Origin of the sequence: Polaribacter sp. Z022 (assembly GCF_023555495.1) — a bacterium.
Lineage (GTDB): Bacteria > Bacteroidota > Bacteroidia > Flavobacteriales > Flavobacteriaceae > Polaribacter.
The window spans coordinates 192793-207117 of the sequence record NZ_JALCZO010000004.1 but is presented as its reverse complement, the minus strand read 5'-3'; the positions used below and the strand labels follow the sequence as shown (position 1 = coordinate 207117).

Sequence of the window (14325 nt, the reverse complement as noted above, 5' to 3'; positions counted from 1 at the left end):
TTTAAGAGCTTTATTCTTTTAAAATATTTTGATTAATTATTTTTATAAGTTCTACTTTTAGTAAACTTAAGGTATTTAAATAATTATTATGAATTAAAACACAATCTTCAATTTTATTTTGAAGGTTGTGTTTTTTATTTAAATCGATATTATTTCTAAGTAAAAGGTTAGCATATTCTTTCTCTAAATTTCCCTTTTTATGATCTAATAAATAGATGTTGTTAATTGTTTGGTTGAATTTTATTTTGATTTTATTTACTTTATTAGTGTCTACTTTTATTTTATCTAATAATGCATTAAACCTTAAATTGACAGAAGAATGAGCACAACCTAATCTTTTTTGTCTTAAATTAATATTGCACAGTTTTACTCTTATAAAAACATCTTTACCATCAACACATTTTTTGATAGGAAGTTTTGTTATTGAATTTGTTTTTACTTTTTCATGATACATTTCACATTTAAAAATCTCAAATTCGTTAAGCTCTTTTTTTATTTGGTTTAAAATCAATACAAACAATTTTATCAAAAATATTGATTTTTACAAGTTTGTTAACACGTGGAAATACTTGATTTTTAAAACAAAAAAACCTCAAAACAGATTGTGCTTTGAGGTTTAAAGTATTATTTATTTGAATGATTATTTTACATCCATTAATTCTACATCAAAAATTAAAGTAGCATCTGGTGGAATTACACCTCCTGCACCTGCAGAACCATAAGCTAAATTACTTGGTATAACAAAACGTGCTTTATCACCAACTTGTAATAATTGAATTCCTTCATCCCAACCAGAAATTACCTGACCAACACCAACATTAAAATCGATTGGTTGTTTTCTTTTGTAAGAAGAATCAAAAACAGTTCCGTCTAATAATTGTCCTTTATAGTGTACAGATACTCCAGCTCCTTTTGTAGCTTTTTTACCTGTTCCTTTTTGTAAAATTTGGTAACGTAAACCGCTAGCAGTTTCTTCATATCCTGCTGCAACTTTATCTAACATTTCTTTTTGAGCAGCTTTAGCCTCTGCTTCACGTTGTTCTCTAGCTCCTTCAAAAGTTCTAAAAGCTTCAACTGCATTAAAAGCTTCTGCTTCTGCACCAACTCTTATAATTTCTACAGACATATCATCTCCTTGTGCAACAGCATCAACAACATCTTGTCCTTCTATTACAGACCCAAAAACTGTATGTTTATTATCTAACCATGGAGTAGGAACGTGGGTAATGTAAAACTGACTTCCATTAGTTGCAGGACCAGAATTTGCCATAGCTAATTTTCCTGGAGCATCATGTTTTAAATCTGGATGAAATTCATCATCAAATTTATAACCTGGGTTTCCTGTTCCTGTTCCTTGAGGACACCCACCTTGAATCATAAAATCTGGAATTACTCTATGGAATTTTAATCCATCATAATAAGGATTTCCTTGTTCTTTAGCAGAGTTTTCTAAATTTCCTTCAGCTAAAGCAACAAAGTTACCAACTGTTCCAGGTGCTTTTTCGCTTTCTAATTGTACTAAAATATCACCTTTTGGAGTAGTGAATTTTGCATAAATTCCGTTATTCATTTTTTATTATTTAATAATTCTTATTTTCTATTATTTGTTGAAACAAGTTCAATTTATTTTTTTGCATTTAAAATAGATATACCATATGAAATACCTATGTTTATGTTTGTTGAATTTACGTTTCCAAATGGAGACCACATTTGTCCTCCAGCAATGTTAAAAGAAAAGTCATCAGTTAGGTGATAATTTATACCTGCAGTAGGTCTAATTAATACACCTTCTCCAGAATCTACTCTTCCTCCACCAGCTACACCAGCTGCAGCTTCAGCAAAAAGTGAAAGTTTTTCGTTTGCAAATCTGTTAGACTTTAACCCTAAACCAAAAATACCATGAGCATAACCACCTGATTTTCCTTTATATGCAAAAGAAGCTTCTCCTGCTAAATAAAACCTGTTAGTAATATCGTAATTTACTTTTAAAGCTATTAATTGTAAGTTACTTGCAGGAATTCCAAATTTAGCTACATCAAAATAAGTTTGATTTTGAGCACTTAACTGTATTCCTTGAGTTTTTATTTTGTGTTGTTTTTCTTCTGTAAAAGGATGTGTAACTCCACCACTTAAGCCATAGTATTTTAAACTAAAACCTGTAGTTAAAGCTTCAAAACTTGCAATACCTCCAAGAGATTTATGTAAACCTCCATGAGCACTAATTCCAAATTTATCAGTTAATTTAACATCAAAACCTACATTTGGATACATAGTTAAACCACCTTCAGGGTAAATTCTTCCACCTGCAGCACCAATACCAAACTTTCCAAAAAAGTTTATATGTTTTGTTTCAATAAAGTTTTTTCCTGCTCCAAAAAAAACATCCATAAATCCAGCAGTTAATCCTCCATACATAGCATCTACATGCGCATAAATAAAAGTATTACTGTTAATATATTTTTGGTACTCAAATCCTAAGACAGATAAAGTATGGTCAATAGGTTTATAAGATGGAGTTGTACTAGCATCTGTTCTTGAGTTTCCAAAGGGAAAGAAGTAATCGAAAGTTATTTGCTGTACAGACTTTACAGCAGGTCTTTTCCAAAATTCATCTTTAGATTTATTGTTTACAATAAAAGTTTTTTGAGCATCTGCGTAAGAACTAGTTCTTAATAAACTTGGTATTTCTACAAAAAAGGAAACATTATCATTTTTTTGAATTCCTGTAAAAAAGTTTACATAGGTATATTGTACACCAAATGCGAACTTCTTCTTTTTGTATTGTAAACCTATATTAGGGATTAGTATACCACCACCATTAACAAGAGTTCTATAACCACCACCACCACCAAAGTGAACATTAGCATCAAAAAATAAGTTTTTATAAAGCGGTAAATTAACACCTAAATTAACTCCTAAAGTAAATAATCCACCCTGATCACCAGTTATTGCACCATGAAATCCTGCACCTGTATATAGCCAATCATTTATAGGAATATTATAATTTAAACCTACAAAACCCATTTTTGGTTCTAAATCATAAGAAACTTTATTTACAGGTTGATTTACCACCAAGTAACTTAAACGAATGCTATTGTGCATTTCTTTAGGTTCAAAATCTGAAAGACTATAAGTTTGAGAAAAACTTTGTAATCCTAAAAGTGTAAAAAGTACTAAGAGTAATTTTTTCATTTGTTTAGTTTTTAAACTCGCTTGTAAAATGCAATTTTACAGTTGGATATTTACTTTGTGTCATTTGAATAGTAAAAGCAGAGTCTGCCAAAAATACAAGTTGTCCTTGTTTGTCTTTTGCTAAAAAACGTTGTTTAACACGTTTAAATTCTTTAAATTCTTCGTTTTTAATATCTTCTGGTTCTACCCAACAAGCTTTGTGAACTTGTAAATTTTCGTAAGTACATTTAGCTCCATATTCATGTTCTAAACGATATTGAATAACTTCATATTGTAAAGCACCAACAGTACCTATTACTCTACGTCCATTCATATCTAAAGTAAATAATTGAGCAACACCTTCGTCCATTAATTGATCTAAACCTTTATATAATTGTTTAGATTTCATTGGGTCTGCGTTATTTACATATCTAAAATGTTCTGGAGAAAAACTTGGAATTCCTTTAAAATTCAATTGTTCTCCTTCTGTTAATGTATCACCAATTTTAAAATTACCTGTATCATGTATACCTACAATATCTCCAGGAAAAGATTCATCTACAATTTCTTTCTTTTCTGCAAAAAAAGCATTTGGACTAGAAAATTTAACTTTTTTACCATTTCTAACATGTAAATATGGTGAGTTACGTTTAAAAGTACCAGATACAATTTTTATAAAGGCTAATCTATCTCTATGTTTAGGATCCATGTTTGCATGAATTTTAAACACAAAACCAGTCATTTTATTTTCTTTAGAATCAACTAAACGTTCTTCTGCTTTTTTAGGTTGTGGAGAAGGAGCAATTTCTATAAATGCATCTAACAATTCTTTAACTCCAAAATTATTTAAAGCAGAACCAAAAAATACGGGTTGTAATTTTCCTTCTAAATATTCTTGTTGATTAAACTCAGGATAAACTTCACTGATTAACTCTATTTCTTCACGTAAAGTTTCTGCAGCAGTTTCACCAACAATAGTATCTAATTCAGGATTTGATAAATCATTAAATTGTACTCCTTCAGAAATTGTAGTTTTATTATCACCCGAAAAAAGATTTAATTTCTTTTCCCAAATGTTATAAATTCCTTTAAAATCATAACCCATACCAATAGGAAAACTCATTGGAGTTACTGTTAATCCTAATTTTTGTTCAACTTCATCTAATAAATCAAAAGCATCTTTTCCTTCTCTATCCAACTTGTTGATAAATACCAACATTGGTATGCTTCTCATTCTACAAACTTCTACTAACTTTTCGGTTTGCGGCTCTACACCTTTTGCAACATCAATAACAACAATTACACTATCTACAGCTGTTAAGGTTCTAAAAGTATCTTCTGCAAAATCTTTATGACCTGGTGTATCTAAGATATTAATCTTTTTATCTTTATAAATAAAAGCAAGAACAGAAGTAGCTACAGAAATTCCACGTTGACGTTCAATTTCCATAAAATCGGAAGTTGCACCTTTTTTTATTTTATTATTTTTAACAGCACCTGCTTCTTGTATTGCACCACCAAACAGTAATAATTTTTCTGTTAATGTGGTTTTACCAGCATCTGGATGTGATATAATACCAAAGGTTCTTCTACGTTCTATTTCTTCTAAAAAACTCATCTACAAAATTTGAGGTGCAAAGATAGTCTTTACTTAGAGAAATATCAATCTAAAATTTCTACAGTCATATGAATGTCATTAGTAGGCCATTCATCTACACCAACTTTTACTCTAGAAATTTTATCCATAGTGTCAAAACCAGAAATAACTTCTCCAAAAACTGTGTGTTCATTATTTAAATGATGTGCTCCTTTTCTACTATGAACAATGTAAAATTCAAACGGATTTGATAATTTATTAGGGTTGTCTTCCCAATGTCTTGTGGCTGCTAAAGCTCCGTATTTGTGTTTTCTATTTTTTCTAAACTCTGGTTTTATTAAATAGTTTCCATACAATCTTCTTTGTGTTTTTGTATATGTTTCATCAGAATTTCCTCCTTGAATTACAAAGTTTTTAGCAACTCTATAAATTTCTGTAGTATTAAAATATTTAATTTTAGTTAAGAAAATAAAATTTGCTCTATGAATAGGTGTGTCATCATACAAACGTAACTTAATGTTACCAAATTTAGTTTTTATAATAACTTTAGATTCTTTGTTTTTCTTTTCATATTCTGTAAAAAAAGCTTCAACGTTTTTACTATTTAGGCTATCCCAACGTTTTTTTACTTTTTTAACCTGTTTTTCTTTTATTGTTTTTAATGTTTTTTCAGAGGTGTTTTTTTCTGACTTTTTATTGTCACAACCAATATGAATTATTGATAATAAAATAATTATAAAAAAGCTTCTTAATTTCATAGTTTAAAAACATAATTGTAAATTACAAAGGTAATTGATTTTGTTACATCTGATAATATTGAGTTCTAATTCTTGTTAATTTTTTCGAATGAAATTATTTTTAAAAATACTTTATTTGTTAGGGGTAGTAGTATTGTTTTTTCAGTGTAAAACAGAAAAAGTAAAAGAATCCATACCTGTTAAAATACCTTCTTATAATTATAATATTTCTGATTTTCAGATTATTGGTCACCGTGGTTTTTCTGATATGTATCCAGAGAATACTTTGTTAGCTATAGAAGAAGTTTTTAAAAGAGGAGTTAAGTATTGTGAAATTGATGTAAATGTAACTTCAGACGATGTTTATGTGTTGTTTCATGATCAACCTACAATGTATAGAACTAGTAGTGGTAATAGGTATGTAGTTTCTTCTACATATAAAGAATTATTAGATTTTGATTATGGAAGTTGGAAAGGAGAACAATTTAAAAACACTAAAATTGCAACTTTAGAAGAAGCTCTTGAATTAGCAGAAAAATATGATGCTTTTTTATATTTAGACACTAAAAAATTTAGAGTAGATTTAATGGGGAAAGCTTTAGAAAAAACTAAAGTTAATCCTAAAAGATTAATGCCTGCAATTGCAAATATTAAAGAAGCTAAAGAATTTAAAAAATATTGTCCAAACTCTTCTTTTGTATATTTTGGAGGAATGCCTAAAAATCCAAATGATGATAATTGGTACAAAGAATATGTAGATTTAGGATGTACTGTTTTTGAAACTTATTACACTTTTGCTTTAGATAATAAAGAAGATTTTAAAACATTTGTTAAGAAGGTTCATGAAAATAATGCCAAAGTTTGGGTATTTACTTCAAATGATATTACTGAAATAAATAAAATTAAAGAAAATAACGTAGATGGAGTAGAATCAGATTTATCAGCTTCTGCATTTAAAGCTCTTTATGAAAATAAAAACTTAGAAATTAAGCCCTTAAAAGCAACAACTGGAAATTGGACTTTTGATAAAAATAACCTACAAAGTACAGGGGTTGGAAGCCAATTAAGACCTTTTAATTACACAGATAAAAATTATCAAAAAGTAACTTTTGGAACCACTTCATCTTTTAATATAAGTGCTATTGAAGGTAAAAATACAAGTATTATTAAAGTGCCAGCTTTTGATCCTAAAAACGGACTTTTTCTTTTTACCAATTTCACTCCATTTAAAAATGAGAATCATCATTTTAATTATTCTTTACTAATGGATTTGTACATCCCAAAAGAAAGTGAAAATAAATTTATAAGTTTATTTCAAACAAGTCCTACTAATAGTAATGATGGAGATTTTTTTATCAATAAAAAAGGAATTGGAATAGATAATGAATATCATGGAAATTTACAATCTGAAACTTGGTATAGATTAGGAATTGTTGTGAGTGAGTTTTCAATAAAAAAATATATAAATGGAAAATTTGTTGGTGAACAAGCTATTTCTTCTGGTAGATGGTCTGTTTATAACACTTTTGCTGGTGGGCAAGATCAAGGGTTTTTACTTTTTTCAGATAATGATAATGAAACTGCTCCATTATTTTTAAGTAGTTTACAACTTAGAAATTATGCAATGAGTAAAGAAGAAATAAAATTACTTGGAGATGTAAAATCAAATGGAATTGCTATAAACAATACAGGAATTTATAACTTAAAATTTGAAGGAGAACTAAAAGAAAGTATTGTAAATTGGGATGCAAAAGAGATTTATGTTTACATATCAAAAGAGCATAATAAAGATTCAGATATTAATTTGAAGGTTAGTTTTAATTTACCTTATGGAGCCAAAAGCAGTATAAATTCTGGAGATGTATTACGTTTTAAAGAAAACAAACAACAAATTATTACAGTTACTGCTCAAGATGGTCATTCTAAGTCTAATTGGAGCGTAATTTTGAAAATTGAAAATTAAAGCCATAAATTAAAAATTTCTTTGGTATTTTTACGGCATGATAGAAGAACAAGTTGTTTTAGTAGATGAAAATGATAATCCAATAGGATTAATGCCAAAAATGGAAGCACATGAAAAAGCGGTTTTACATAGAGCTTTTTCAGTATTCATATTTAATAAAAAAGGAGAATTAATGTTGCAACAAAGAGCTGCAAGTAAATACCATTCTCCTTTATTATGGACAAATACTTGCTGTTCTCACCAAAGAGATGGAGAAACAAATTTAGCAGCAGGTAAAAGAAGATTACAAGAAGAAATGGGGTTTGTAACAGAAATTAAAGAAGTGTTTTCTTTTATTTACAAAGCTCCTTTTGATAACGGATTAACAGAACATGAATTAGATCATGTTATGGTTGGTTATTATGATGATGTTCCAGAAATTAACAAAGAAGAAGTAGAAGCTTATAAGTGGATGACTTTAGAAGCTGTTAAAAATGATATGGAATTAAATCCGCAAGAATATACAGAATGGTTTAAAATTATTTTTGATAAATCTTTTGATAAATTAAAAAATGCCTAAAGTTAAAGTATACAGAAGAGCTCATTTTAATGCTGCACATAGACTGTTCAATCCAGATTGGACAGATGAAAAAAATGCTGAAATTTTTGGTAAATGTAGCAATCCAAACTATCATGGTCATAATTATGAAATGATAGTAGCTTTGTTTGGAAATGTTGATCCTGTAACAGGTTTTGTTTATGATTTAGGTGTTTTAAGAGAGTTAATTAAAAAAGAAATTGAAGAACCTTTAGATCATAAAAATTTAAATATTGAAGTGCCAGAATTTAAAAACTTAAATCCTACTGCAGAAAATATTTCTATAGTAATTTATGATAAATTAAGACCACACATTCCAGAGCATTTAGAAATAGAAGTTACTTTGTATGAAACACGAAGAAATTTTGTACGCTATTCTGGAGAATAAATTCTTTAATAAATAAACTTATATGAAGATTATTGCAATGATTCCTGCACGATATAGTGCATCTCGTTTTCCAGGAAAATTAATGAAAGATTTAGGAGGGAAACCTGTAATTCTTAGAACTTATGAAGCAGCAAAAAATACAAATTTATTTGATGAAGTATTTATTGTAACAGATTCTGATATTATTTATAAGACGATAGAAAATGCTGGAGGAAAAGCAATAATGAGTAAAAAAGAACACGAATGTGGTTCTGATAGAATTGCAGAAGCTGTAGAAAATATTGAAGCAGATATTGTAATTAATGTACAAGGAGATGAGCCATTTATTGATGAAGTTTCGCTTTCTAAATTAATAGATGTCTTTAAAAAAGATGCTAAAAAAGAAATAGATTTGGCTTCTTTAAAAGTACAAATTACTAACAAAGAAGATATTGAAAATCCTAACAATGTTAAGGTAATAACAGATGTAAATAATTTGGCAATTTACTTTTCTAGAAGTGTTATTCCTTATCATAGAGATAAAAATGTTGAAGTAAAATACTTTAAACATAAAGGTGTTTATGCCTTTAGAAAACAAGCTTTAATAGATTTTTACAATACACCAATGACACCTTTAGAAGCTGCAGAAAAAATTGAAGCTATTAGATATCAAGAAATTGGTAAAAAAATTAAAATGGTAGAAACCAGTGTAGAAGCTGTAGGTATAGATACACCAGAAGACTTAGAAAAAGCAATTCAATTTTTAAACTCGTAGTTATGCATAAAATAAGTGAAAACATTAAAGTAATAGCTTTTGATGCAGATGATACTTTGTGGGTAAATGAAACTTATTTTAGAAATGCAGAATACGAATTTGCTAAACTTTTATCTAAATACGAAACAGAAAATAAAATAGACCAAGAGTTATTTAAAACAGAAATTAAAAATTTACAACATTATGGTTATGGTGTAAAAGGTTTTGTTTTATCTATGGTAGAATGTGCTTTAGAACTTTCTAATTATCAAGTAAGTCAAAAAACTATTGAAGCAATTTTAGATATTGGAAAAAGAATGTTAGAAGAACCAATAGAATTGTTAAATGGAGTAGAAGAGGTGTTAAAATCTCTTCAAGGAAAATACAAGTTAATTGTTGCTACCAAAGGAGATTTATTAGATCAAGAACGAAAACTAGAAAAATCAAATCTGCTAAAATACTTTCATCATATAGAAGTGATGAGCGATAAAAAGGAGAAAGATTATTTAAAGTTGATTAAACATTTAGATATTCAACCATCAGAATTGTTAATGATTGGAAACTCGCTAAAATCGGATGTTTTACCATTGGTAGAAATTGGAGCAACTGCAATTCATGTTCCTTTTCATACTACTTGGGCACATGAAGAAGTACATGAAAATGAAAAATCTGATGTTGCTTATAAAACAGTTTCTAATATTAAGGATGTAATTTTATTAATATGAGGTATTTAAATATTGACAATTGGAATAGAAAACAACATTTTCAACATTTTTTATCGTTAAAAGATCCATTTTTTGGTGTAACTGTAAATGTAGATGTAACATCTTCTTATAAGTATGCAAAAGCACAAAAAGTATCATTTTTTACTTTGTATTTGCATGCCTGTTTAAAAGCATTAAACAGTGTAGAAAATTTTAAATATAGAATTAAAGAAGGTAAGGTTGTAATTCATGATATAATTCATGCGTCTGCAACAATTGCAAGAAAAGACAATACTTTTGGTTTTTCATTTATTGATTATTCTAATGATTTTCAGATTTTTAATCAGAATTTATTAAAAGAAAAAGAAAGAATTTTAAATTCTACAGAATTGTTTTCGCCTAAATATTCAGAAGCTTGTATGTATTGTTCTGCTTTACCATGGTTTTCATTTACAAGCCAATCAGAACCTGTTTCTGGACAAAAAAACGACAGTATACCAAGGTTAGCATTTGGAAAAACTTTTAAAGAAAATGATAAATTAATGATGCCAGTTGGTATTTCTGTAAATCATGCTTTGGTAGATGGATATCATATTGGTTTATTTTTTAAAGAATTTCAGATACAATTAGATAAAAACACCTAAATTTGCAACATTAAAATTTATAATAAGTTATGGCAAGTATTAAAAACTTAAAAAAAGATATTAATTATGTTTTAGGAGATGTTATTGAATATGCATTAGACGTATCTATATTAAAGAATGCACCAGAAAAAGGTGATGCTATTATTGATGAAGCAATTGATATTTTTGACAATTTAGTTTCTAAAGTAAATAACAATAAGGTAGAAAACAAAAAAGCTCACTTTAAAGCAATTAACGTTGAGTTAGAAGAAAAAGCTAAAGGTTTAGTAGAAAAGATTAATAGTTTATAATCTTAACATTCTTTTAAACAAAATTTAAGACCATCATTTTTTAATGATGGTTTTTTTTTATTAAATTTGAAAGGAAATTTATACTAAATATATATTAGTATACGTTTTATTAGTATAATTTAATTATAAAAAATGGCTAGAGCAATGTTTGAGTACACCAAAACCGTACTTAAAAAAGTGAGTTTTAATTCAGATTTGTTTTATAAAGAAGTAGAGAAAGCTTTAAATAGGTTGTTACCTTATGAAATAGATGAGTTAACAATTTGGTTAAGACAATTTACAGCAAATAAACCAGAATTATACTCATGTATGGTTTTAATTAATGAATAAAAAAAAGGAAGCAAATTTTGCTTCCTTTTTTATTTTAATTTTTAGAATTACCTTTTTTATGTCTATATTTTTTCATTAGTTTTCTTCCAAAATTTAATTCTGCTACCTGTAATTGCATTATTTTTTGATAAGAAATTATTTTTTTAATGTCATCAATAAATTTATTTTGAGCTTCATAAATTTTTTTATCTGTAGCTAACTTTAATTTAATGATTCTTTCTGCAGTTTTTTCAGAAACAGAATTTATATCTCCATTTTCTTTAACTGTGTTTTTTATTTCGGTTCTAATTATATTTCTTAATTTATGTTGCTTTTCTGAGTAAGCATTATAAATAGGCCAAAATTTTTCTGCTTCTGTAGAAGTTAAATTTAATTGTTCTGTTAAATAAGCAATTTTAAGTGCTTTAATTTTTTCTCTACTTTTTTTGCCTTGTGCATTTACTGTACAAATACAGAATAAGGTAATCGTTATTAAAGTGATTATTTTTTTCATAATCTTCAGTTTAATTTAATTCGTTTAAAATAGAAGTATTATCAATAGAATTAATATAATCTTCTATGTTTTCATCTTCAAGTGTTGCAAAAGAAAAATCAATTTCACTTAAAAGATCGTCATTATATACAAAAGCAATATCATTTGTGCTAATTGTATTAGAATCTAACCAGATTTCAATATCATTATCAGATAAAGAATCTAATGTAAGTTCATCTGTCTTGTTAAATATAAAAGAATTTAACCCAATAAATAAAATAATAGAAGCTGCAGCTGCAATAGGTATTAATTTTAATACACGACTTTTAAAAGATATTACTTTAGGTTTTTTCTCTATTGTATTTACTTTTGTTAAAATAGCATCTTCTAAATTTGAAAAATAAGAATCAGGTGTTTTAAAACCACTTTCTTTTTTCAAATTTTCTTCAGCTAATTTTATTTCAATATTATCTTCAATTAAATTAAAGTAATTATCAGGAGTAGAAAATCCATTTTCTTTTCCCAAAATTGAGTTTAAATATGCTTCGCTATTTTTTATTTGTTCTTCCATTATACTTTTTAGACCTTTTATTTTTAAAAAGGTTTAATTAGTTTCTTGTTTTATATAGTTTTCTATTTTCTTAACTGCGTGAAAATAAGAGGCTTTTAAGGCTCCAACAGATGTTTCTAGTATTTCTGACATTTCATTGTATTTTAAATCATCAAAATATTTCATGTTAAAAACAATTTGTTGTTTTTGAGGTAAAGTTGCAATTGCTTTTTGTAAAATTAATTGAATTTTATCTCCATTAAAAAAATCATCACTATTTAAGTTTGATGTAATTTCATGTTGATATTCTGTAATATCTACATTTCTTTGTTTTGCACGTTTGTTTATAAAAGTGATAGACTCATTAGTTGCAATTCTATACATCCATGAAAACAACTTACTTTCTTGATTAAAATTTTCTATATTTTTAAAAACTTTAATAAAAGTGTTTTGTAAAACATCATCTGCATCATCATGAGAAATTACAATTTTACGTATATGCCAATACAAGCGTTCTTTATAAAGAGTAATTAACTCTCTAAACGCTTTTTCTTTTGTTTGAACATTTTTTAATTGTTCTATTAAAAGAGCTTCATCTATCAACTATATATAGTTTGTAGCTTTAAGACTAAAAAAACTTAAAAAGGTTTAACCAATATTTTTAACTCTAGATCTTGCATAACCAAAAAGTCTTTTTTGTTTAATGGTTTCTGCAATACCTTCTGGTAACATTTCTTCCCAACCTTCTTCTCCTTTTGTTATCATTTTTAAAACAGTTCTAGAAAAAATATCTAATATTTCTTTATCAGTAATATCGATATCAATAAGTCTTCCATTACTATTAAAGAATTTGTAAAGTTCTTTCATTCTTGGATGAACTCTAAGGTTTTCACTTGTAATGTACTCGTTAGTTTTTTGATCATGGAAAGGATACATGTACACTTTTAAATCTTTGTAAAATAATTTTCCAAAAGCTTCTAAAATACCACCACTTAAGTTTCTGTAGTATTTTTCGTCAAAAATTTGAATTAGGTTTTGAGCTCCCATTGCAAGTGCCATTCTTTCTTTGGTAAACTCGCTAAAATACTCAACCAATTTATAGTATTCTTGGAAACTTGTAATCATTACATTCTGTCCTAAAGAACAAAGTAATTCTGCTCTGTCTAAGAAATCTCTTTCATTAATTTTTCCTTCAGAAGTTAAGTTACTCAGTGTAATTTCAAAAATAATTTGGGTTTTATCTGGGTTAACTTTCTTTTCTGCAAAAAACATTTCTTTAGATTTCTCATACATATCCATGTTAACTTTGGTAACAGGTCTAAAACTACCACGTAAAGCTAAAATGTTTTTTTTGTAAAGAACTTGTGCTGGTAAAAGGTTGTTTCCATCAGAACCAAACATTACAGCATTGGTCATACCATTTTTTAGTAACTGTAAACTCATTAACCTATTATCTACATACATAAAACGTGGACCAGAGAAATTAATCATATCAATTTCTAATTGGTCACTTCCAAGATTATCGTAAAAAGATTTTACTAAATCTTTTGGGTTGTCATTTAAATAAAAAGCTCCATATATAAGGTTTACACCTAAAACACCTAAAGTTTCTTGTTGCAAACGAGCATCAGTTTCTTTAAAACGTAAATGTAAAATTATTTCATTATAACCTTCTAAAGGGTCTAATTGAAAACGAATACCTACCCAACCATGACCTTTAAATTTTTTAGCAAAATCTATAGTAGTTACAGTATTAGCATAGCTAAAAAATAATTTATTAGGATGCTTTTGTCTACTTAAACGATCTTCCATTAAATCCATTTCATGCACTAACATTTTATGTAAACGAGGTTGTGTTACATAACGTCTGTCATCTTCAATTCCGTAAATGGCATCAGAAAAATCTTTATCATAAGCACTCATTGCTTTTGCAATTGTACCAGATGCTCCACCAGATCTAAAAAAATTACGAGCAGTTTCTTGTCCAGCTCCAATTTCAGAAAAAGTTCCGTAAATATCTGAGTTTAAGTTAATTCTAAGTGCTTTGCTTTTAGTAGTAGGTACACTACTAATCTTTTGATCTCCTTTTAAAGATATTGCCATAAATAAGATTTTAAGGTTTAAAACAAATGTACTAAAATAGACTGCTATCAGTCAATTTTTATGCTA

General features: G+C 27.5%; 17 protein-coding genes. 8 read left to right on the top strand and 9 right to left on the bottom strand.

Annotation, left to right across the window (positions count from 1 at the left end):
* Nucleotides 1-10: 10 nt before the first annotated feature.
* The 5 genes from MPF13_RS10670 to MPF13_RS10650 form a co-directional block, all read right to left on the bottom strand.
* A complete protein-coding gene (locus MPF13_RS10670) occupies nt 11-454 on the bottom strand; it encodes a hypothetical protein (protein WP_249982508.1) in 444 nt (147 codons plus the stop codon).
* Nucleotides 455-640: 186 nt separating this feature from the next.
* Nucleotides 641-1570 (bottom strand): peptidylprolyl isomerase, encoded by a 930-nt coding sequence (locus MPF13_RS10665; RefSeq protein ID WP_249982507.1) that lies wholly within the window; start codon nt 1568-1570, stop codon nt 641-643.
* Between the two features lie 53 nt (nt 1571-1623).
* Nucleotides 1624-3192, bottom strand: a complete 1569-nt coding sequence (locus MPF13_RS10660; RefSeq protein WP_249982506.1) for a hypothetical protein — start codon at nt 3190-3192, stop codon at nt 1624-1626.
* A 4-nt stretch (nt 3193-3196) separates the two neighbouring features.
* Nucleotides 3197-4789, bottom strand: a complete 1593-nt coding sequence (locus tag MPF13_RS10655) for a peptide chain release factor 3 (RefSeq protein ID WP_249982505.1) — start codon at nt 4787-4789, stop codon at nt 3197-3199.
* Between the two features lie 44 nt (nt 4790-4833).
* Nucleotides 4834-5526 carry a peptidylprolyl isomerase gene (locus tag MPF13_RS10650; RefSeq protein ID WP_249982504.1) on the bottom strand — a complete coding sequence of 231 codons (693 nt, stop codon included), beginning with the start codon at nt 5524-5526 and terminating at the stop codon, nt 4834-4836.
* Nucleotides 5527-5614: 88 nt separating this feature from the next.
* Here MPF13_RS10650 and MPF13_RS10645 point away from each other — a divergent pair, with 88 nt between their 5' ends.
* From MPF13_RS10645 to MPF13_RS10610, 8 genes are all read left to right on the top strand, one after another.
* Nucleotides 5615-7468, top strand: coding sequence for a glycerophosphodiester phosphodiesterase (locus MPF13_RS10645; RefSeq protein ID WP_249982503.1), 1854 nt, complete (start codon nt 5615-5617; stop codon nt 7466-7468).
* A gap of 37 nt (nt 7469-7505) precedes the next feature.
* Entirely contained in the window at nt 7506-8027 is a 522-nt protein-coding gene (gene idi, locus MPF13_RS10640; protein ID WP_249982502.1) for an isopentenyl-diphosphate Delta-isomerase, read from the top strand.
* Nucleotides 8020-8433, top strand: coding sequence for a 6-pyruvoyl trahydropterin synthase family protein (locus MPF13_RS10635; protein WP_249982501.1), 414 nt, complete (start codon nt 8020-8022; stop codon nt 8431-8433). The genes idi and MPF13_RS10635 overlap by 8 nt, the downstream gene beginning before the upstream one ends.
* A 22-nt stretch (nt 8434-8455) precedes the next feature.
* The gene (kdsB, locus tag MPF13_RS10630) at nt 8456-9187 is read left to right on the top strand and encodes a 3-deoxy-manno-octulosonate cytidylyltransferase (RefSeq protein WP_249982500.1); all 732 of its coding nucleotides are present in this window, start codon (nt 8456-8458) and stop codon (nt 9185-9187) included.
* 2 nt (nt 9188-9189) lie between these two features.
* Nucleotides 9190-9891, top strand: a complete 702-nt coding sequence (locus tag MPF13_RS10625) for an HAD family hydrolase (protein WP_249982499.1) — start codon at nt 9190-9192, stop codon at nt 9889-9891.
* The gene (locus MPF13_RS10620; RefSeq protein WP_249982498.1) at nt 9888-10514 is read left to right on the top strand and encodes a chloramphenicol acetyltransferase; all 627 of its coding nucleotides are present in this window, start codon (nt 9888-9890) and stop codon (nt 10512-10514) included. Before MPF13_RS10625 ends, MPF13_RS10620 begins: the two co-directional genes overlap by 4 nt.
* A 29-nt stretch (nt 10515-10543) precedes the next feature.
* The gene (locus tag MPF13_RS10615; RefSeq protein WP_249982497.1) at nt 10544-10804 is read left to right on the top strand and encodes a hypothetical protein; all 261 of its coding nucleotides are present in this window, start codon (nt 10544-10546) and stop codon (nt 10802-10804) included.
* A gap of 132 nt (nt 10805-10936) precedes the next feature.
* The gene (locus MPF13_RS10610; protein ID WP_249982496.1) at nt 10937-11134 is read left to right on the top strand and encodes a hypothetical protein; all 198 of its coding nucleotides are present in this window, start codon (nt 10937-10939) and stop codon (nt 11132-11134) included.
* Between the two features lie 34 nt (nt 11135-11168).
* On the opposite strand, the gene MPF13_RS10605 is transcribed toward MPF13_RS10610, so the two are convergent.
* Genes MPF13_RS10605 through MPF13_RS10590 form a run of 4 tightly spaced genes read right to left on the bottom strand, consistent with a single transcriptional unit; the run spans nt 11169 to nt 14259 of the window.
* On the bottom strand, nt 11169-11627 hold the full coding sequence (locus tag MPF13_RS10605) for a sensor of ECF-type sigma factor (protein WP_249982495.1): 459 nt from the start codon (nt 11625-11627) through the stop codon (nt 11169-11171).
* Between the two features lie 10 nt (nt 11628-11637).
* Nucleotides 11638-12177: a hypothetical protein gene (locus MPF13_RS10600; protein WP_249982494.1), complete on the bottom strand. Its 540-nt coding sequence runs from the start codon at nt 12175-12177 to the stop codon at nt 11638-11640.
* A gap of 33 nt (nt 12178-12210) precedes the next feature.
* Nucleotides 12211-12759 carry an RNA polymerase sigma factor gene (locus MPF13_RS10595; RefSeq protein WP_249982493.1) on the bottom strand — a complete coding sequence of 183 codons (549 nt, stop codon included), beginning with the start codon at nt 12757-12759 and terminating at the stop codon, nt 12211-12213.
* A gap of 45 nt (nt 12760-12804) precedes the next feature.
* The gene (locus MPF13_RS10590; protein WP_249982492.1) at nt 12805-14259 is read right to left on the bottom strand and encodes a TonB-dependent receptor; all 1455 of its coding nucleotides are present in this window, start codon (nt 14257-14259) and stop codon (nt 12805-12807) included.
* Nucleotides 14260-14325 lie beyond the last annotated feature (66 nt).